This window comes from Streptomyces sp. CB02056 (assembly GCF_001905545.1).
Lineage (GTDB): Bacteria > Actinomycetota > Actinomycetes > Streptomycetales > Streptomycetaceae > Kitasatospora.
The window spans coordinates 633,435-651,146 of sequence record NZ_LIPD01000001.1 but is presented as its reverse complement, the minus strand read 5'-3'; the positions used below and the strand labels follow the sequence as shown (position 1 = coordinate 651,146).

Annotated in this window: 15 protein-coding genes; all 15 read right to left on the bottom strand. The window is 72.4% G+C overall.

The annotated features are described in order from the left end of the window. Window positions 1-20: 20 nt before the first annotated feature. A complete protein-coding gene (locus AMK13_RS02870) occupies window positions 21-1,478 on the bottom strand; it encodes an aldehyde dehydrogenase family protein (protein ID WP_074000956.1) in 1,458 nt (485 codons plus the stop codon). Between the two features lie 50 nt (window positions 1,479-1,528). Beyond that, on the bottom strand, window positions 1,529-2,395 hold the full coding sequence (locus AMK13_RS02865) for a helix-turn-helix domain-containing protein (RefSeq protein WP_074000955.1): 867 nt from the start codon (window positions 2,393-2,395) through the stop codon (window positions 1,529-1,531). 324 nt (window positions 2,396-2,719) lie between these two features. Then, a complete protein-coding gene (locus AMK13_RS02860; RefSeq protein ID WP_074000954.1) occupies window positions 2,720-4,180 on the bottom strand; it encodes a glutamate synthase subunit beta in 1,461 nt (486 codons plus the stop codon). Further along, window positions 4,173-8,774 carry a glutamate synthase large subunit gene (gene gltB / locus AMK13_RS02855; protein ID WP_198959309.1) on the bottom strand — a complete coding sequence of 1,534 codons (4,602 nt, stop codon included), beginning with the start codon at window positions 8,772-8,774 and terminating at the stop codon, window positions 4,173-4,175. Before gltB ends, AMK13_RS02860 begins: the two co-directional genes overlap by 8 nt. Before the next feature lie 416 nt (window positions 8,775-9,190). Next, window positions 9,191-9,916 carry a VIT1/CCC1 transporter family protein gene (locus tag AMK13_RS02850; RefSeq protein ID WP_107418648.1) on the bottom strand — a complete coding sequence of 242 codons (726 nt, stop codon included), beginning with the start codon at window positions 9,914-9,916 and terminating at the stop codon, window positions 9,191-9,193. Window positions 9,917-10,075: 159 nt separating this feature from the next. After that, entirely contained in the window at window positions 10,076-11,167 is a 1,092-nt protein-coding gene (lgt, locus tag AMK13_RS02845; RefSeq protein ID WP_074000951.1) for a prolipoprotein diacylglyceryl transferase, read from the bottom strand. A gap of 118 nt (window positions 11,168-11,285) precedes the next feature. Next, complete coding sequence (locus AMK13_RS02840; RefSeq protein WP_074000950.1) at window positions 11,286-12,149, bottom strand: DsbA family protein; 864 nt, start codon at window positions 12,147-12,149, stop codon at window positions 11,286-11,288. A gap of 51 nt (window positions 12,150-12,200) precedes the next feature. Next, window positions 12,201-12,710, bottom strand: a complete 510-nt coding sequence (locus AMK13_RS02835; RefSeq protein WP_053112044.1) for a MauE/DoxX family redox-associated membrane protein — start codon at window positions 12,708-12,710, stop codon at window positions 12,201-12,203. A 128-nt stretch (window positions 12,711-12,838) separates the two neighbouring features. Further along, entirely contained in the window at window positions 12,839-13,042 is a 204-nt protein-coding gene (locus AMK13_RS02830; protein WP_049651214.1) for a hypothetical protein, read from the bottom strand. 261 nt (window positions 13,043-13,303) lie between these two features. Beyond that, on the bottom strand, window positions 13,304-14,113 hold the full coding sequence (trpA, locus tag AMK13_RS02825) for a tryptophan synthase subunit alpha (RefSeq protein ID WP_074001197.1): 810 nt from the start codon (window positions 14,111-14,113) through the stop codon (window positions 13,304-13,306). A gap of 2 nt (window positions 14,114-14,115) precedes the next feature. Continuing rightward, entirely contained in the window at window positions 14,116-15,384 is a 1,269-nt protein-coding gene (trpB, locus tag AMK13_RS02820; protein ID WP_074000949.1) for a tryptophan synthase subunit beta, read from the bottom strand. Window positions 15,385-15,437: 53 nt separating this feature from the next. Next, window positions 15,438-15,587, bottom strand: a complete 150-nt coding sequence (trpM, locus tag AMK13_RS46370; RefSeq protein WP_188296911.1) for a tryptophan biosynthesis modulator TrpM — start codon at window positions 15,585-15,587, stop codon at window positions 15,438-15,440. 10 nt (window positions 15,588-15,597) lie between these two features. After that, window positions 15,598-16,404 (bottom strand): indole-3-glycerol phosphate synthase TrpC, encoded by an 807-nt coding sequence (gene trpC / locus AMK13_RS02815; RefSeq protein WP_049651216.1) that lies wholly within the window; start codon window positions 16,402-16,404, stop codon window positions 15,598-15,600. Window positions 16,405-16,758: 354 nt separating this feature from the next. Further along, window positions 16,759-17,208, bottom strand: a complete 450-nt coding sequence (locus tag AMK13_RS02810; RefSeq protein ID WP_074000948.1) for a DUF2752 domain-containing protein — start codon at window positions 17,206-17,208, stop codon at window positions 16,759-16,761. Between the two features lie 110 nt (window positions 17,209-17,318). Continuing rightward, on the bottom strand, window positions 17,319-17,582 hold the full coding sequence (locus tag AMK13_RS02805) for an HGxxPAAW family protein (protein ID WP_049651218.1): 264 nt from the start codon (window positions 17,580-17,582) through the stop codon (window positions 17,319-17,321). Between the last annotated feature and the right edge of the window lie 130 nt (window positions 17,583-17,712).

Sequence of the window (17,712 nt, the reverse complement as noted above, 5' to 3'; positions counted from 1 at the left end):
CCTCGCGTCCGAACCGCGGGTCAGAAGGGGAAGACCGCGCGCTCGTGCTGGACGGATATCCACTTCAGGGTGGTGAAGGCGTCCACCGTGGACTCGCCGTTGAGGCGGCCGACGCCGGAGTTCTTCTCGCCGCCGAAGGGCACGCCCGGCTCGTCGGCGATGGTGCCGCCGTTGACGTGGATCATGCCGGTCTCGATCCGCTGGGCGAGCTTCACGCCGCGCTCGGTGTTCCCGGTGTGCACCGCGCCGCTGAGGCCGAAGGGCGTGGCGTTGGCGAGCCGGACGGCCTCGTCCTCGCCGTCGAAGGGCACCAGCAGGACGACCGGGCCGAAGAGTTCGGTCCGCAGGATCGGCGCGTCCTCGGCCAGGCCGGTGAGGACCACCGGCTCCATCAGGCTGCCGACCGTGTCGCCGCGCAGCAGCGCGGTGGCGCCGGCCGCGACGGCCTGGTCGACCTGGGCGCGCAGGCCGTCGGCCTGGACGGGGTTGATCAGCGGGCCGATGTGGGTGGCCGGGTCCCGCGGGTCGCCGACGGTGAGCGAGGCGACCTTGGCGACGAACTTCTCGGTGAACTCGGCCTCGACGGACCGGTCCACCAGCACCCGGTTGGCGGCCATGCAGACCTGTCCCTGGTGGACGAAGCGGCTGAACACCGCGGCGTCCACGGCGTGGTCCACGTCGGCGTCGTCCAGCACGATCAGCGCGCTGTTGCCGCCGAGTTCCAGGACGGTGCGCTTGAAGTGCCCGGCGGCGACGGTGGCGACGTGCCGGCCGACCTTGTCGGAGCCGGTGAAGGAGATCACCTTGGGCACCGGGTGCTCCAGGAAGCTGTCGCCGATCTCGGCGATGTCGGTGATCACCACGTTCAGCAGGCCGGGCGGGAGCCCCGCGTCCTCGAAGAGCTTGGCGATCAGCCCGCCGCCGACCACCGGGGTCTCCTGGTGCGGCTTGAGGACGACGCCGTTGCCGAGCGCGAGCGCCGGGGCGACGGCCTTGAGCGCCAGGAACAGCGGGAAGTTGAACGGGCTGATCACGCCGACCACGCCGACCGGCAGCCGGTAGAGGCGGTTCTCCCGGCCCTGGGCGGGCGAGGTCAGCAGCCGGCCCTCGGGGGCCACCGACTGGTGCAGGCAGTCCCGCAGGACGTCCTTGACCAGCGACAGTTCGAAGCCCGCCTTCAGCGCGGTGCCGCCGAGTTCCGCCATGATCGCCTGGACGATCTCCGGCTCGCGCTCCTCCAGCAGCCGCAGCGCGCGCTCGAAGACCGTCCGCCGCTGGTAGGGGTTGGTGGCGGCCCACTGCTTCTGGGCGCGCTCGGCGGCGCGGTAGGCCAGGTCGACCTCGGCGACGGTGGCGACGGTGATGGTGGCGAGCTTGTCACCGGTGTAGGGGTCGACGTCGACGATGTCCCAGGAGCCGCTGCCGCTGCGCCACTCGCCATCGATGTACTGCAGGGCCAACTCGGAGAAGTACGACATCTGATCCCTCTCATGCACCCGACCTGATGGGGGATCATCGTACTGACGTATTACAGTTCCTGGCGCACGGAATGGAGCAGGTCGCGGGTCAGTGCCGGGCTCAGGCTGTCGGCGACCAGGTCGTCCATCGCGTGCCGGTACTCGGCCACCTCGGCGGGCTTGTCCAGGTAGAGCGCGGTGGTGAACTGCTCCAGGTACACCACGTCCGACAGTTCGGCCTCGGCGAAGCCCAGGACGGTGAACGCGCCGCTCTCGGCGCTCAGCCCGGCGTTGCCCAGCGGTAGCACCTGGAGCCGGACGTTGGGCAGTTCGCTCAACTCCAGCAGCCGGTCCAGCTGGCCGCGCATCAGCTCCGCGCCGCCCCAGGGCCGGCGCAGCGCGGCCTCGTCCAGTACCGCGACCAGCCGCGGCGCCCGCTCGCCGGTCAGCACCGCCTGCCGCTTGAGCCGTACGTCGACCCGGCGCTCGATCTCCTCCGGCCCGGTGGTGTGGCAGCCGGCGGTGACCACGGCCCGGGCGTAGTCGGCGGTCTGGAGCAGCCCGTGGACGAACTGGACCTCGTAGCTGCGGATCTCGGCCGCGGCCTCCTCCAGTCCCAGGTAGTTCTGGAACCAGCCGGGCAGGACGTCCCCGTACTCGTGCCACCAGGAGCTGGCGTTGGCGTCGCGCAGCAGTCCGAGGACGGTGGCCCGCTCCTGTTCGACCTCGACCCCGTACAGGGTGAGCAGGTCGGCGACGTCGCGTTCCTTGAAGCCGACCCGGCCGAGCTCCATGCGGCTGATCTTGGACTCGGAGGCCCGGATCGAGTACCCGGCCTCCTCCCGGCTGACGCCTCTGGCCTCGCGGAGCTTGCGCAGCTGGGTACCGAGCAGCAGGCGCCGTACCGTGGCGCCCCCGCCTGCCTGAGTCGTGCCCATCGACGTCATCCTCCGCGCTCGCCCAGCCCCCCGGCCGTCGGCCGCAGTCTGCCACCTGGCACCGACGAACAACAGCCCACTGTCCCGGAACCCGCCGGGCGCCGAACAACTCCGGCCGTTTGTCCGAGAGTTGCCGCGGCCCGGGGAGGGCTCAGGGGCCTCCGTACGGGTACGCGACGGCGCCCGCCCTCCAACTGGTCGGGGAAGAGGGCAGGCGCCAGGAGACCGCGTTGGCCCGGCGACTCTGACGGGGGCAGCGGGTTGAGCTCCCGGCGATGCGGCGCCGGGGGTTCGGGGTGGGCCGGTCGGAGCGTCCGGGGCCCGTCAGACCACCAGGGGGCGGTCGGTGGGCCGGATCGGCGCGGGAAGCGGGGTCTTGCCGCCGAGGTACTTGTCCACCGCCGCGGCGGCCGAGCGGCCTTCCGCGATGGCCCAGACGATCAGCGACTGGCCACGGCCGGCGTCTCCGCAGACGTACACGCCATCGACATTGGTGGCGAACCGGCCATCGCGGGCAATGTTACCGCGCGCGTCGAGGTCCGCTCCCAGCTGCTCGACCAGCCCGTTGCGCACGTCCGTCCCGGTGAAGCCCATGGCCAGGGTGACCAGCTGGGCCGGGATGGCCCGCTCGGTGCCGGGGACCCGCTCGAAGCGGCCGTCCCTGAACTCCACCTCGACGAGGTGCAGCTCCTGGACGTTGCCGTCCTCGTCGCCGCTGAAGTGGGTGGTGCTGACCGAGTAGATCCGCTCGCCGCCCTCCTCGTGCGCGGAGGTGACCTTGTACGTCATCGGCATGGTCGGCCACGGCTGGTGCCCGGGCCGGTCCTCGCCGGGCCGCGGCATGATCTCCAGCTGGGTGACGGAGGCCGCCCCCTGCCGGTGGGCGGTGCCGACGCAGTCCGCGCCGGTGTCGCCGCCGCCGATCACGACCACGTGCTTGCCCTTGGCGCTGATCGGGGACTCCACGAAGTCGCCCTCCTGCACCTTGTTGGCCAGCGGCAGGTACTCCATGGCCTGGTGGACGCCCTTGAGCTCGCGCCCGGGCACCGGCAGGTCGCGGGCGGTGGTGGCGCCGGCCGCGACGACCACGGCGTCGAAGCGCTCGCGCAGCTGCTGCCCGGTGATGTCCTCGCCGACGTGCACGCCGGTGCGGAACCGGGTGCCCTCCGCCCGCATCTGCTCGATGCGGCGGTTGATGTGGCGCTTCTCCATCTTGAACTCGGGGATGCCGTAGCGCAGCAGTCCGCCGATCCGGTCGGCCCGCTCGTACACGACGACGGTGTGCCCGGCGCGGGTGAGCTGCTGGGCGGCGGCGAGGCCGGCCGGGCCGGAGCCGACGACGGCGACGGTCTTGCCGGAGAGCCGCTCCGGGACCTGCGGGGTGACCCCGCCGCGGTCCCAGGCCTTGTCGATGATGGTGACCTCGACGTTCTTGATGGTCACCGCGTCCTGGTTGATGCCGAGGACGCACGCGGACTCGCACGGGGCCGGGCACAGGCGGCCGGTGAACTCCGGGAAGTTGTTGGTGGCGTGCAGCCGCTCGATCGCGCCGACGAAGTCGTCCCGGTAGGCCAGGTCGTTCCACTCGGGGATGAGGTTCCCGAGCGGGCAGCCGTTGTGGCAGAACGGGATGCCGCAGTCCATGCAGCGGCCGGCCTGCTTGGTGATGATCGGCAGGAGGCTGCGCTCGACGTAGACCTCGTTCCAGTCCCGCAGACGGACGTCCACGGGGCGGCGCTCGGCCAGCTGCTTGGGCGTGGTCAGGAAGCCCTTGGGGTCAGCCATTAGCCGCCTCCATCATCTTGCGAGTGGTCTCGGCCTCGGAGAGGCCATCGCGCTCAGCGGCGTCCTTGGCGGCGAGCACTGCCTTGTAGTCGGTCGGCATGATCTTGGAGAAGCGGGAGACCCCGCTGCCCCAGTCCGCCAGGAGTTCGGCGGCGACGGTGGAGCCGGTCTCCTCGTAGTGCTGCTGCACGGTCTCGCGCAGCCAGTCGCGGTCGGCGGCGGTGGGGGCCTCGATGCCCACCATGCCGTCGTTGACGTTCGCGGGGCGCAGGTCCAGGACGTACGCGATGCCGCCGGACATGCCCGCCGCGAGGTTGCGCCCGGTCTCGCCGAGGACGACGACCCGGCCGCCGGTCATGTACTCCAGGCCGTGGTCGCCGACGCCCTCGACCACCAGGGTGGCCCCGGAGTTGCGGACGGCGAAGCGCTCGCCGGCCTTGCCGCGCAGGTGGACGCGGCCCGCGGTGGCGCCGTAGCCGATGGTGTTGCCGGCGATGACGTGGTTCTGCGCGTCGTTGCCGATGGCGGCCGCCTCGCGGGCCGGGCGGACGATCACCACGCCGCCGGAGAGGCCCTTGCCGACGTAGTCGTTGGCGTCGCCCTCCAGCCGCAGGGTCACGCCGCGCGGCAGGAACGCGCCGAAGGACTGCCCGGCGGAGCCGGTGAAGGTGACGTCGATGGTCCCCTCCGGCAGGCCCTCGCCCCGGTACCGCTTGGTCACCTCGTGGCCGAGCATGGTGCCGACGGTGCGGTTGACGTTGCGGATCGGCAACTGGATCCGGACGGTCTCGCCGCGCTCCAGCGCGTCCTCGGCCAGCGCGATCAGCTGGTTGTCCAGGGCCTTGTCCAGCGCGTGGTCCTGGGTGGTGGTGCGGTGGCGGGCGGCCCCCTCGGGCAGCGCCGGCACGTGGAACAGCGGGGCGAGGTCCAGCCCGGCGGCCTTCCAGTGGTCGATCGCGGCCCGGGCGTCGATGTGCTCGGCGCGGCCGACGGCCTCCTCGATCGAGCGGAAGCCCAGCGAGGCCAGGATCTCCCGGACCTCCTCGGCGATGAACTCGAAGAAGTTGACCACGAACTCGGGCTTGCCGGAGAACCGCTCGCGCAGCACCGGGTTCTGGGTGGCGACGCCGACCGGGCAGGTGTCCAGGTGGCAGACCCGCATCATGATGCAGCCGGAGACCACCAGCGGGGCGGTCGCGAAGCCGAACTCCTCGGCGCCGAGCAGCGCGGCGATGACCACGTCGCGGCCGGTCTTCAGCTGGCCGTCGGTCTGGACGACGATGCGGTCGCGCAGCCCGTTCAGCAGCAGGGTCTGCTGGGTCTCGGCGAGGCCGAGCTCCCAGGGACCGCCCGCGTGCTTCAGCGAGGTGAGCGGCGAGGCGCCCGTCCCGCCGTCGTGCCCGGAGACCAGGACGACGTCGGCGTGCGCCTTGGACACGCCGGCCGCGACCGTGCCGACGCCGACCTCGGAGACCAGCTTCACGTGGATGCGGGCCGCCGGGTTGGCGTTCTTGAGGTCGTGGATCAGCTGCGCCAGGTCCTCGATCGAGTAGATGTCGTGGTGCGGCGGCGGCGAGATCAGGCCGACGCCCGGGGTGGAGTGCCGGGTCCTGGCGACCCACGGGTAGACCTTGTGGCCGGGCAGCTGGCCGCCCTCGCCGGGCTTGGCGCCCTGGGCCATCTTGATCTGGATGTCGTCGGCGTTGACGAGGTACTCGGAGGTGACGCCGAACCGGCCGGAGGCGACCTGCTTGATCGCCGAGCGGCGCTCCGGGTCGTACAGGCGGTCCGGGTCCTCGCCGCCCTCGCCGGTGTTGGACTTGCCGCCGAGGCGGTTCATCGCGATGGCCAGGGTCTCGTGCGCCTCGCGGGAGATCGAGCCGTACGACATGGCGCCGGTGGAGAAGCGCCGGACGATCGCGGAGACCGGCTCGACCTCCTCGACCGGGATCGGCTCCCGCTCCAGGCCGTTCAGCCGGAACAGGCCGCGCAGCGTCATCAGCCGCTCGGACTGCTCGTTCACCCGGTCCGTGTACTGCTTGAAGATGTCGTACCGGCGGTTGCGGGTGGCGTGCTGGAGGCGGAAGACGGTGTCCGGGTCGAACAGGTGCGGCTCGCCCTCGCGGCGCCACTGGTACTCGCCGCCGATCTCCAGCGCGCGGTGCGCGGCCGGGATGCCGGAGGCCGGGTACGCCTTGGCGTGCCGGGCGGCGGTCTCGCGGGCGATCTCCTCCAGGCCGATGCCGCCGAGCTTGGTGGTGGTGCCGGAGAAGTAGCCGTCGACGAGGTCCTGGGAGAGGCCGATGGCCTCGAAGACCTGGGCGCCGCGGTAGGAGGCGACGGTCGAGATGCCCATCTTGGACATGACCTTGAGCACGCCCTTGCCGAGCGCCTTGATCAGGTTGCGGATCGCCTTCTCGGGCTCGACGCCCTCGATGAACACGCCCTGGGCGACCAGGTCCTCGACGGACTCCATCGCCAGGTACGGGTTGACCGCCCCGGCGCCGTAGCCGATCAGCAGCGCGACGTGGTGCACCTCGCGGACGTCGCCCGCCTCGACCAGCAGCGACACCCGGGTGCGCTGCTTGGTGCGGATCAGGTGGTGGTGCACGGCCGAGGTGAGCAGCAGCGAGGGGATCGGCGCGTGCTCGGCGTCGGAGTGCCGGTCGGAGAGCACGACGATCCGGGCGCCGTCGGCGATCGCCGCGTCGGCCTCGGCGGCGATCTCGGCGAGCCGGGAGGCCAGGCCCTCGCCGCCGGAGGCGACCTTGTAGAGGCCGGAGAGCGTGACGGCCTTCAGGCCGGGCTGGTCGCCGTCGGCGTTGATGTGGACGAGCTTGGCGAGCTCGTCGTTGTCGATCACGGGGAAGGTGATCCCGACCGAGCGGCAGGACGCGGCCTCGGCGGCCAGCAGGTTGCCCTCCGGGCCGAGGTTGGACAGCAGCGAGGTGACGAGCTCCTCGCGGATGGCGTCCAGCGGCGGGTTGGTGACCTGCGCGAAGAGCTGCACGAAGTAGTCGAACAGCAGGCGCGGCTTCTCGCTCAGCGCGGCGATCGGCGAGTCGGTGCCCATCGAGCCGAGCGCCTCGGCGCCGGTGCGCGCCATCGGCGCGAGGATGACCCGCAGCTCCTCCTCGGTGTAGCCGAAGGTCTGCTGGCGGCGGGTGACGGAGGCGTGGGTGTGGAAGATGTGCTCGCGCTCGGGCAGCTTGGCGAGCTGGATCTGCCCGCCGTCGACCCACTCCTGGTAGGGGTGCTCGGCGGCGAGGGCGGACTTGACCTCCTCGTCCGGGACGATCCGGCCCTCGGCGGTGTCCACCAGGAACATCCGGCCGGGCTGGAGGCGGCCCTTCCGGACGACCTTCTCCTGCTCGATGTCGAGGACGCCGACCTCGGAGGAGAGGACGACCAGGCCGTCCTCGGTGATCCAGTACCGGGCCGGGCGCAGGCCGTTGCGGTCGAGCACGGCGCCGATCTGGTTGCCGTCGGTGAAGGTGACGCAGGCCGGGCCGTCCCAGGGCTCCATCAGGTTGGAGTGGTACTGGTAGAAGGCGCGGCGGTCCGGGCTCATGGTGGCGTGGTTCTCCCACGCCTCCGGGATCATCATCAGCACCGAGTGCGGCAGCGAGCGGCCGCCGAGGTGGAGCAGCTCCAGGACCTCGTCGAAGGAGGCGGAGTCGGAGTGCTCCGGCGTGCAGATCGGGAAGATCCGCTCCAGGCCCTGGCCCTTGCTGTTGGCGGGGATGAGGTCGGTCGCGAGCTGCGACTCCCGGGCGTGCATCCAGTTGCGGTTGCCCTTGACCGTGTTGATCTCGCCGTTGTGCGCGACGAAGCGGTACGGGTGGGCGAGCGGCCAGCTCGGGAAGGTGTTGGTGGAGAACCGCGAGTGCACCAGGCCGATCGCGGACGCGTAGCCGCGGTCCGACAGGTCGGGGAAGAAGGGCTCCAGCTGGCCGGTGGTCAGCATGCCCTTGTAGACGATGGTGCGCGCGGACAGCGACGGGAAGTACACCCCGGCCTCGCGCTCGGCCCGCTTGCGGACCACGAAGGCGGTCCGGTCGAGCTCGATGCCGGCCGTTCCGTCCTTCGCCAGGAAGAGCTGCCGGAACCGCGGCATCACGCTGCGCGCGGTGGCGCCGAGCAGGTCCGGGGTGACGGGGACGTCGCGCCAGCCGAGGACGGTCGTGCCCTCCTCGGCGGCGATGGCCTCGATCCGCGCGACGGCGGCGGCGTCCTTCTCGTCGTCCTCGGGGAGGAAGGCGATGCCGACGGCGTAGGAGCCGGCCGCCGGGAGCTCGAAGGGGACCTTCCCGCGCAGGAAGGCGTCCGGGACCTGGGTCAGGATGCCGGCGCCGTCGCCGGAGTCCGGCTCGGCGCCGGTGGCGCCGCGGTGCTCCAGGTTGCGCAGGACGTTCAGCGCCTGCTCGACGATGGTGTGGTCGGCGATGCCCGTCAGCGTGGCGACGAAACCGACGCCACAGGCGTCGTGCTCGTTCCGCGGGTCGTACAGGCCCTGGGCAGCAGGTCGCGCATCCGGCACGAGCGCGTACGGCTGGCGGGCGGCGCCGGCCTGGGGCTCGTTGGCGGAGTGCATGGATGCAGACAGCATCGGCTCTCCCGTCGTCGTCTTTCGGCAAGGTGGTGCAAGGAGGGACGACGTTGGCCCTGATGCGATGGTGCGGTGTCGTGCGAGTTACATGATGCCCACGATCCCGAGAAGCGGAATATCCCGTCCACATGGCGGGACGGTGCGCAGGTCGGGGGGCGTATGAGAGGACGTGCCACAGTGCACGTCCCGACGATTGTGCCCAACCGTCCACCGCCTGAAACAGGGGCGAAACCGGGCCGCCACAGAAGCCGATCATGGACGCCTGGGAATCCATCCCGGGAGCCCGTCCACGGATGCGAATCCGCGGCTCGGAGGCCCGAATGCTGAGACACTGCCAGGCGCCGCCCGAGGCCCATGTGTGAAACGTCACCCACTCACCAGCATAACCATGCACTCCATGGTCACCCCAGATGGCCGCCGATCAGCCACCCGAGCAGGTAGGTCACCCCGGCCGCCGCGCCGCCCAGCACCAGCTGCCGCAGCCCGCTGAACCACCAGCTGCGCGCCGTCACCCGGGCCACCACCGCGCCGCACAGGAACAGCCCGGCCCCCGCCAGCAGCATCGCCGGCAGCAGCGCGGTCGCCCCCAGCAGGTACGGCAGCAGCGGCAGCAGCGCGCCGAGCGCGAAGCACAGGAACGACGAGCCGGCCGCCACCAGCGGCGAGGGCAGGTCGGTCGGGTCGACGCCCAGCTCCTCGCGGGCGTGCACCTCCAGGGCCAGCTCCGGGTCCGCGGACAGCTGCCGGGCCACCTCGTGGGCCAGCTCCGGGTCCACCCCGCGCGAGACGTACAGCTGGGCCAGCTCGGCCAGCTCCCCGTGCGGGTTGCGGCTCAGCTCCAGCCGCTCGGCCTCGATCTCGGCCTGCACCAGCTCCCGCTGCGAGGCCACCGAGGTGTACTCCCCCGCCGCCATCGAGCAGGCGCCGGCCGCCAGGCCCGCCAGCCCGGTCAGGATCACCGTCCCGTTGGACGCCGCCCCGCCGACCACGCCGGTCATCAGCGCGAAGTTGGACACCAGCCCGTCCACCGCGCCGAACACGGCCGGTCGCAGCCAGCCGCCGTTGACGTCCCGGTGGTGGTCCGCCGCGGGTATCCGGGGCTGGTGCCCGGCGTCGGCCTCCATCATGGTCGCACTCATCGTCGTTCCCCTCCGTCGTCGTTCGTCAGCCCTGAACGTAGCCCGTCTGACCTGGGCATTTCCAGCAAAGTAAGGCTGTCCGAACACCACTGAGGCCACCCTTCGCGAGCCTCGCGAAGGGTGGCCTCAGCCGGGGGAACTCCCAGGTCAGATCGGGTTCTTGACGTCCTCGCCGGCCGTCTCGGCGGCCGGCTTCCCGTCCACGGGCCCGGCCGGCTTCCGCAGAACCGGCTTCCCGTCGGCCTTCTCCTCGGCCTTGCCGTCGGCCTTCTCCTCGGCCTTCCCGGCCTTCCCGGCCTTCTCCTCGGACTTCTCGGCCTTCTTGCCGCCCTTGCCCTCGCCCCGGGCGGCCTCCGACGCGGCACCGCCCGTCGCGGCGGCCTCCGCCGCGGCGTCCCGCTCCTCCTGCGCGGCCGGATCGATGCTCGCCGGGTCCTCCCGCCCGGGCCGCCTCCTGCCCACGATCACGAAGTACGCCACCGCGCCCACGAACACCGCGATGGACACCCAGTCGTTCAGCCGCAGGCCGAAGTAGACGTGCGCGTCGTCGATCCGCAGCCACTCGATCCAGAACCGGCCCACCGTGTACGCGGCCACGTACAGCGCGAACGCCCGGCCGTGGCCCAGCGTGAAGCGGCGGTCCGCCCAGATCACCAGCAGCGCGACACCGACGCACCACAGCGACTCGTACAGGAAGGTCGGCTGGTAGACGCCCTTCACGACCTCGCCGTTGGGCAGCGTCTTGTCGATCTCCAGGCCCCACGGCAGGGTGGTCGACCGGCCGTACAGCTCCTGGTTGAAGTAGTTGCCCCAGCGGCCCAGCGCCTGCGCGAGGGCGATGCCCGGCGCGATGGCGTCGGCGTACGCGGGCAGCGGCACGCCCCGGCGGCGGGCGCCGATCCAGGCGCCGACCGCGCCCAGCGCGACCGCGCCCCAGATGCCGAGGCCGCCCTCCCAGATCTTGAGGGCGTCCCAGGGGTTCTTCCCCTCGGCGAAGTACAGGCGGCCGCCGTCGGTGATCACGTGGTAGAGGCGGCCGCCGACCAGGCCGAACGGCACGGCCCACACGGCGATGTCGCCGACGGTGTGCTTGGCACCGCCCCGGGCGACCCAGCGCTTGCTGCCGAGCCAGACGGCCACGACGACACCGAGGATGATGCAGAAGGCGTAGGCGCGCAGCGGGATCGGTCCGAGGTACAGGACGCCCCGCGACGGGCTGGGAATGTAGGCGATATCCATGGCAGTTCCGACGCTACAGGGTCCGAAGGCCCGCTCGGACACCCTTGGGGTCACAGAAACCGAACAACGGGCCGCGCCGCCGCCTCCGGACGGGGAGGGGCGGCGCGGCCCGGCGGGCTCAGCCGGCCGTCGGCGACGGGTTGTTGGCCTCCGAGGCGGTGCCGGTCGGCGCCGGGGTCTGCCCGTGCGAACCCGCCGTGCCCAGCTGCTTGCCCTGGTTCGCGGCGTCCACCCACTTCGCCAGGTTCGCCGGGGTGATCTCCTCGCTGCCGTTCTTCGGGTAGACCGGCTGGCCGTTGAGCAGCACCGTCGGCGTGGACTTGAAGCTGGACTTGTCGAAGTCCTGCTGCACCGCGGACACCCAGCCGCCGAACCTGCTGTCCTTGACGCAGGACTGGAACGCGGGCGTGTCCAGGCCGTTGACCTGCTTGGCCAGGCCGAGCAGCACGGCCTTGTCGCCGAAGGCGTCGTTGGTCTCGTCCGGCTGGTTGCGGTACAGCACGTCGTGGAAGTCCCGGAAGTGCCCGGCGTCCTGGGCGCAGCCCAGCGCGTTGGCGCCGTTCCGGGAGCCCTTGCCCGCCACGGCCCGGTCGATGAACGACACGATGTGGTAGTTCGTGTAGATCTTCCCGGCGTCCTCCAGCTGGTCGATGGTCGACGAGAACTCGCGCTCGAAGGTGCCGCAGGCGGGGCAGCGCGGGTCCTCGTAGACGGTGAGGACGGAGGGCGCGTTGTCGGCGCCGACCGGGATGACCAGGTTCTTGTCGCCGATCGTCCCGGCCGGGGCGGCGACCGGCGTCTCCGGCTTGGAGCGCTGGTTCTGCACCACGACGCCGACGATCACCGCGGCGGCGATCACCGCGAGCACGGAGCCGCCCACGATCAGCTTCTTCTTGCGCCGGGAGGAGGCCTCGTCGGCCGCCCGCTGCTCCAGCATCCGCTCACGGGCGGTGCGCTTGCCTTCTCGGTTCTTCTCGCTCATTGCGTTGACATCCACGGTCGGGGCCTTCGTCGGGGTGCAGGGATGTGGGGGTCAGCTCGCCAGCCAGCCGTCCGCCGACAGCCGGGTGCGGGGCCGCCACAGCAGCCACCCGGCCAGCAGCAGGAACCCGGTGTCGCGCAGGATCTCCTGGAGGTACTCCGTCTGGGACGCGTCGACGTGCCCGCCGCCGCCGAAGCAGCCGCAGTCGATCGAGATGCCGCGCGCCCAGGCGGAGGCGATCCCGGCGATGAACGCCAGCAGCAGGAGCGCGGAGACCCCGGCCACCAGCCGGACGCCGAGGCCCACCACCAGCAGCAGGGCCAGCGCCAGCTCCAGGAACGGCAGGCCGTAGCCGATCGGCTTGACCAGGCCCTCGGGGAGGATCTCGTAGGCCCGGACGGCCTGCGCGGCCTCCGCCGGGTCGGAGATCTTCGCCAGCCCGGCCCACCCCCAGACCACCGCGAGGCCGAGCCGGACGACCGTGCCGAGCCACTCGCTCCAGGCCGGCACCGGCCGCCCCGCGGTCGGCGTGGGCGCGGAGCCACCGGGCTGCGCGGTCATCAGGGAACCCCCCTCGGGAAACTCGTTCACTCCCTGAGGAACCGTCGGGGGCGGAGGGGGGTTTCTCGGCGGTCGGGAATGACGCCGGATGAGTGACGTTCCGTCCGAACAGTCCGAACACCCGTGCGTCAGCGGCACCCCGCCAACCACCCCGCCTCGAACAGGTCGGGGTGCCGGGCGGCCTCCGCGCACGCCACCGCCTCCCGCTCCGCCCGCTCGGCGCCCCGCTTCGCCAACGCGTGGCCCACCTCCACGTGCACCCCGACCGCGCCGACGAGCACCACCACGGCCGCCGCCGCCCGCAGCAGGACGGCCCGCTGGACACTCCGCACCGGCTCACCCCTTCCCGCTCGCCCCGGCAACCGTTCGTGCACTCCTCCCTCCTCTCAACGTCCGCCAACCCCGCCTGATGCGTGTCCCCACCCCTTGTTCACCCGTTCGGGTCCGCACTCCGGTCGGCGCGCACGGCAAATGCCGCGCGCCCGGGGCCGCGCCCCTCAGGAGCGCGGCCCCGGAAACACACCCACGAAAAGACCGGCGGCCCCCCACTCCCGAGGAGTGGAGGGCCGCCGGCCTGATGGTCCTACCGCGCGTCAGTTCCGCCGCACGCCCGAGGCCAGTTCCCCGGCCAGGGCCCGCACCGCGTCCAGCGCCGCTTCCTCGTCCTCGCCCGCGGCCAGGATCCGCTTCACGAACGCCGACCCGACGATGACCCCGTCCGCGAACCGGGCGACCTCCGCCGCCTGCACCGCGTCCGAGACCCCGAGCCCGACGCAGACGGGCAGGTCGGTGGTGGCCCGGGTCCGGGCGACCAGGTCCTCGGCCATCGAGCCGACGGCCGACCGCGTCCCGGTCACGCCCATCACCGCGGCCGCGTACACGAACCCGCTGCCCGCCGCCGTGACCTCCGCCAGCCGCGCGTCCTTGCTGCTGGGGGCGACCACGAACACGGTGTCCAGACCGTGCTCGTCCGCCGCCTTGCGCCACTCCTCGGACTCCTCCACCGGCAGGTCCGGCAGGATGCAGCCGGCCCCGCCCGCGGCCGCCAGGTCGGCGGCGAACCGCGCCACCCCGTAGCGGTCGACCGGGTTCCAGTACGTCATCACCAGCACCGCCGCCGCGGGGTGCGCGGAGGCGACCTCCTGGACGGTGCGCAGCACGTCCTTGATCCGCACGCCGCCCCGCAGCGCGATGTCGTCGGCGGTCTGGATGACGGCGCCGTCCAGCACCGGGTCGGAGTGCGGCAGCCCGACCTCGACCACGTCGCAGCCGCCCTCGATCAGGGCGTTGACCGCCCGGATGCCGCCGTCCACGGTCGGGAACCCGGCCGGCAGGTAGCCGATCAGCGCGGCCCGGTCCTCGGCCTTGGCCGCGGCCAGGATGTCGCTCAGCTTGGAAGCCATGATCACTTACCCCCCTCGGCGGAGTCGGCCGGCCCGGCGGACCCGGCCCCCGGCTCGTCGTACAGCCCGAAGTACTCGGCCGCGGTGTGCATGTCCTTGTCCCCGCGTCCCGACAGCGAGACCAGGATGGTCGCCTCCGGCCCGAGCTCGCGCCCCAGCTCCAGCGCCCCGGCGAGCGCGTGGGCGCTCTCGATGGCCGGGATGATCCCCTCGGTGCGGGACAGCAGCCGCAACGCCTGCATCGCGGCGTCGTCGGTGACCGGACGGTACTCGGCCCGCCCGGTGTCCTTCAGCCAGGCGTGCTCCGGCCCGACGCCCGGGTAGTCCAGCCCGGCCGAGATCGAGTGCGACTCGATGGTCTGCCCGTCCTCGTCCTGGAGGACGTACGTCCGGGAGCCGTGCAGCACGCCCGGGTCCCCCTTGGTGAGGGTGGCCGCGTGCCGGGGCGTCTCGGCGCCCTCGCCGGCCGCCTCGCAGCCGATCAGCCGCACCCCGGCGTCCGGGATGAACTCGTGGAAGATCCCCATCGCGTTGGAGCCGCCGCCGACGCAGGCCACGACGGCGTCGGGCAGCCGGCCGGTCCGGTCGAGCACCTGCTGCCGCGCCTCGACGCCGATGACCCGGTGGAAGTCCCGGACCATCATCGGGAAGGGGTGCGGCCCGGCGACGGTGCCGAACAGGTAGTGGGTGGAGTCGACGTTGGCGACCCAGTCCCGGAACGCCTCGTTGATGGCGTCCTTGAGCGTCCGGCTGCCGGACTTGACGGCCACCACCTCGGCGCCGAGCATCCGCATCCGGGCGACGTTGAGCGCCTGGCGCTGGGTGTCGACCTCGCCCATGTAGATGGTGCAGTCGAAGCCGAACAGGGCGCAGGCGGTCGCGGTGGCCACGCCGTGCTGGCCGGCGCCGGTCTCGGCGATGATCCGGGTCTTGCCCATCCGCTTGGTGAGCAGCGCCTGGCCCAGCACGTTGTTGATCTTGTGCGAGCCGGTGTGGTTGAGGTCCTCGCGCTTGAGCAGGATGCGCGCGCCGCCCGCCTCGGCGGAGAAGCGGTGCACGTCGGTCAGCGGGCTCGGGCGCCCGGTGTAGTCCTTGAGCAGCGCGTCGAGCTCGGCGGTGAAGGCCGGGTCGGTCTTGGCCTTCTCGTACTCCTCGGCGACCTGCTCGACCGCGGCGACCAGCGCCTCGGGGATGAAGCGGCCGCCGTACGCGCCGAAGTAGCCGCGCGCGTCCGGCACCTGGGCGCCGGGCAGGTAGTCCTTTTCGGACATGGTGGTTTCCCTTGAACGGAGATGGACGACAACGACGTCTTCCCGGCTGGGCTTCAGCCGGACGTCACGCGCCATCGCCGTCCCGGCACCTGCCCGGGCTCGCACCCGATGACGTACCGCACCCGACGCCCCAGCACCCGGCGTGCGGGCGCGCGGCAGCCGCGCGGGCGGCAACCGGGGGCGAGTCGGGCGGCGATCTTCATGGGGTGGGGGTCAGTCCTTGTGCCGGACGGCGGGGTGGGCCCCGGCGGCGACCAGGTCGGCGACCGCGGCACGCGGGTCCTTGCCGGTCACCAGCGACTCGCCGACCAGCACCGCGTCGGCGCCGAGGTTGGCGTAGTTGATCACGTCCAGCGGGCCGCGCACACCGGACTCGGCGATCTTGACGATGCCGTCCGGGATGGCGTGGGCGACGTTCTCGAAGGTGTTGCGGTCCACCTCGAGCGTCTTCAGGTTGCGGGCGTTGACGCCGATGATCCGGGCGCCGGCGTCCACCGCGCGCTTGATCTCCTCCTCGTCGTGCACCTCGACCAGCGGGGTGAGGCCGATCGACTCGGCGCGCTCGATCAGCGACACCAGGGCCGGCTGGTCGAGGGCCGCGACGATCAGCAGCGCGAGGTCGGCGCCGTGCGCACGGGCCTCCCACAGCTGGTAGGCGGTGACGATGAAGTCCTTGCGCAGCAGCGGGGTGTCCACCGCGGCGCGGACGGCGTCCAGGTCGGCCAGCGAACCGCCGAAGCGGCGCTGCTCGGTCAGCACGCTGATCGCGGCGGCACCGCCGGCCGCGTAGTCCACCGCCAGGGCGGCCGGATCGGCGATCGAGGCCAGGGCGCCCTTGGACGGGCTGGAGCGCTTCACCTCGCAGATCACCCGGACCCCGTCGCCCCGGAGGGCGGCGACGCCGTCCTTGGCCTCCGGAGCCTTGGCGGCCAGCGCCTTGAGCTCGTCCAGGGAGACCCGGGCCTGCCGCTCGGCGAGGTCCTCGCGGACCCCTTCGATGATCGAGTCGAGCACACTCACTCAGGAGCCCCCATCTTTTCTGCCAGTTGGCCGGCGTGAGCCGGCGGGCGACAGCCCACCGACTCTTCGATGGTATCGGCACCCGGGGGCGGGGGGCGCACCGGTTCGAACCGCGTCTCGCGGACCGGACTCCCGCTCCGGCGCTCCCCAGCTGCGGCTTCACCGGGCGTGCACCGGTTTTCGGACGGTCTTCGCACCGGTTTTCGGACGCTCTCCGAGCCGGCCTCGACCGGTGGCCGGGACGTGGCGTCAGGGCGTACGGGAAGCGGCGGCCGCGCGGTCGAGGACCACGGTCAGGGTCCGCGGTACGGCAGCCGGGACGCGGCGGTCAGGCGGCCCGGTCAGGCGGCCCGGTCAGACCAGCGGCGGCGCCAGCCCGGCGCCGACCCCCGAGTTGCGCACCACTGTGAACACCAGCACCAGCAGGGCGATCAGCGCCCACCGCCGGCCCCCGACGGTGACCCTGGGCGGCGGACCGCCGGTCAGCGCGGCCCAGCCCCAGCGCAGCCACAGCACCGCCAGTACGCCGAACAGCAGGACCACGACGGCGTTGTCGTGCAGGGCGCCGGTGAGGTCCCCGTGGCTCAGCGCGTGGACGCAGCGCAGCCCCCCGCAGCCGGGGCACCACCAGCCGGTGGCGGTCAGGAACGGGCACTCGGGGTAGTGCCCGGGGGTGTTCGGGTCCACCACGGCGACGTACGCGGCGGGGACGGCCACCGCCGCCAGCGCGGTCAGCGGCGGGCTCAGCCGGCGCCGCACGGGCGGCGGGGCGGAGGCGGTGGAAGCGGTGGGGGCGGCGTTCACGCCCCGATTCTGCCCGGGTCGGGCCCGGACACGACGAAACGGCGGGCGTGGCGCGCCCGCCGTTCCGATGTACGACAAACGTGTGGTCGTGTGGTGCGACGAGCCCGTCGTCAGGCGGCGACGGCGGCGCGGGCCTCACGGGCCGCGAGCTGCTCCTCGGCCGACTTGTAGACGTTGGCGCTGGGCTGCTTGCCCATGCCCGCGAGGGACATGGCCTTGCCGACCACGCCACCGGCCAGGATGACCGCCAGGCCGACCCAGACGAGCAGAACCGACGGCAGGATCATGGCGACGCCCGCGACGCCGAAGCCGACGAAGGAGATGACGACGCCGGTCCAGGCGGCGGTGGTGTGGCCGTGTGCTGCTGCTGCCATCTGAGTGGTGCTCCTTGGCTCTCGGGGCCCGGCCGGGCCTGCGGGGCCGCCGGCGGGTTGACGGGTTCCATTGTGCCGGGCCACACACCGACGGCCCAAAGCGGGTGGCGGGTCTATCGCGTCACATGCG

Coding starts and splice junctions, on each gene's coding strand:
- AMK13_RS02805 (WP_049651218.1), bottom strand. CDS start 17,582: ATGGCAGCAGCAGCACACGGCCACACCACCGCCGCCTGGACCGGCGTC.
- gltB (WP_198959309.1), bottom strand. CDS start 8,774: ATGCACTCCGCCAACGAGCCCCAGGCCGGCGCCGCCCGCCAGCCGTAC.
- lgt (WP_074000951.1), bottom strand. CDS start 11,167: ATGGATATCGCCTACATTCCCAGCCCGTCGCGGGGCGTCCTGTACCTC.
- AMK13_RS02850 (WP_107418648.1), bottom strand. CDS start 9,916: ATGATGGAGGCCGACGCCGGGCACCAGCCCCGGATACCCGCGGCGGAC.
- AMK13_RS02835 (WP_053112044.1), bottom strand. CDS start 12,710: ATGACCGCGCAGCCCGGTGGCTCCGCGCCCACGCCGACCGCGGGGCGG.
- AMK13_RS02860 (WP_074000954.1), bottom strand. CDS start 4,180: ATGGCTGACCCCAAGGGCTTCCTGACCACGCCCAAGCAGCTGGCCGAG.
- trpM (WP_188296911.1), bottom strand. CDS start 15,587: ATGAAGATCGCCGCCCGACTCGCCCCCGGTTGCCGCCCGCGCGGCTGC.
- AMK13_RS02865 (WP_074000955.1), bottom strand. CDS start 2,395: ATGGGCACGACTCAGGCAGGCGGGGGCGCCACGGTACGGCGCCTGCTG.
- AMK13_RS02870 (WP_074000956.1), bottom strand. CDS start 1,478: ATGTCGTACTTCTCCGAGTTGGCCCTGCAGTACATCGATGGCGAGTGG.
- trpA (WP_074001197.1), bottom strand. CDS start 14,113: ATGGCTTCCAAGCTGAGCGACATCCTGGCCGCGGCCAAGGCCGAGGAC.
- trpB (WP_074000949.1), bottom strand. CDS start 15,384: ATGTCCGAAAAGGACTACCTGCCCGGCGCCCAGGTGCCGGACGCGCGC.
- AMK13_RS02840 (WP_074000950.1), bottom strand. CDS start 12,149: ATGAGCGAGAAGAACCGAGAAGGCAAGCGCACCGCCCGTGAGCGGATG.